Source organism: Salinicoccus jeotgali (genome assembly GCF_039538805.1).
Lineage (GTDB): Bacteria > Bacillota > Bacilli > Staphylococcales > Salinicoccaceae > Salinicoccus > Salinicoccus jeotgali.
Window position 1 is genome coordinate 1 of sequence record NZ_BAABCK010000037.1, and the last position, 1,454, is coordinate 1,454.

Sequence of the window (1,454 nt, forward strand, 5' to 3'; positions counted from 1 at the left end):
TGTTATACTTTATGTGATTTTAAAGTACCAAAACCGGAGGTGCTCCATGTCTTACTCCATTTTAAGAGTGGCAAAAGTGAAGGGATCGAATAATACTAGAGGCATACAAAAGCATTGCCAGCGAGAGAATAAAAATTATCAAAATAAGGATATCAATTCAGAAAAAACGCACATGAATTATGATTTGGTGAATGATGAAAAGATAGATTTTAATCAAAAAATTAATGAACGGATTGAAGCAGGCTATCATGGAAAACGTAAAATTCGGTCGGATGCCATTCGTCATATCGATGGCATTATCACAAGTGATTCTGATTTTTTTGAGGATAAAAGTCAGGAAGAGAAAGATGCGTTTTTTAAAGATAGTTTGAAGTTTTTAGAAAAAGAGTACGGCAAAGAAAATATAATTTATGCGTCTGTTCACTATGATGAAAAGACACCGCATATGCATTTTGGTTTTGTGCCTTTGACAAATGATGGGCGATTATCCGCAAAAGAAAAATTAGGGAACAAAAAGAATTTGTCTGAATTACAGAACAGATTTAGTTTTCATATATCGATTGATAAAGGCTATGACCTTAAGCGTGGTTCTTTAAATTCTCGAAAAGAACATAAAACTGTAGAGGCGTACAAGTCAGAAACGAAATATCACGAGAAAGAGACTGAACTTGCGAAACAGGAAAGTGAACGGGTGAAAGCAGAACAAAAGAAAGCTGAAAAAGAATTTGAAAAGCTGAAAGAACAATTACAAAAAGACATTGATAGATTGAATCAGAAGCCGGATTTTAAGGTTGAGGATGAAGTCCTGACTGAAAAGAATATCTTTGGTAAGGTCACCAGCATTGAGCGTACGGGCCGAGTGATTATGAGTAATGTCGACTTTGAAAAAGTGAAAGAAAAATATCTTTCTGCCACTCGAATTTTAGATGATTATGAAACGTTGAAAAATACAGATGTCTATAAAGAAAATCAGGGTTTGAGAAAAGAAAAGGAAGTTCAGAACAAAAGGGCTCAAGAGTGGATGAATGAATCATTCAAGCATGAGAGGAAAGCATATGATCTGGAAGAAGAAAATGAGCAATTAAAAGAGAAAAATAAAGAGTTGAATGATTTCAGTAAAAAGATGGTGAAAAATACAGCTGGCGTTTATAAGGCCCTCAGAAGCCGTTATAAGGGATTTGAAGAGAGATATAACGAGTTTGCTGATTCGTTGGCTCAGAAAGAGCGTACAGAGCCTCTCAGCCGGTTTATGAAGGAAATACAGGGTGCAGTGCATGAACAAGACCGTAAGAAGTCCAGGAGTAACGATTTAGAGCTGTAGAGGACATTTATGCCGAGAAAACTTTTGGTGGGAAAAGCAACCCTGAATAAACTAAAAAGCCGGTAGGCAGATACCGTGAGGTATCAAAAATGCCTACCGACAGCTTTTGGGTTTTTAGGGTTGCCGTTGGTTC

Annotated in this window: 1 protein-coding gene; it reads left to right on the forward strand. The window is 36.5% G+C overall.

Annotated elements, in window-relative coordinates:
* The coding region (gene mobV / locus ABD734_RS07760) for a MobV family relaxase (RefSeq protein WP_344703122.1) at positions 1–1,321 on the forward strand (1,321 nt) is incomplete at its 5' end.
* Positions 1,322–1,454 lie beyond the last annotated feature (133 nt).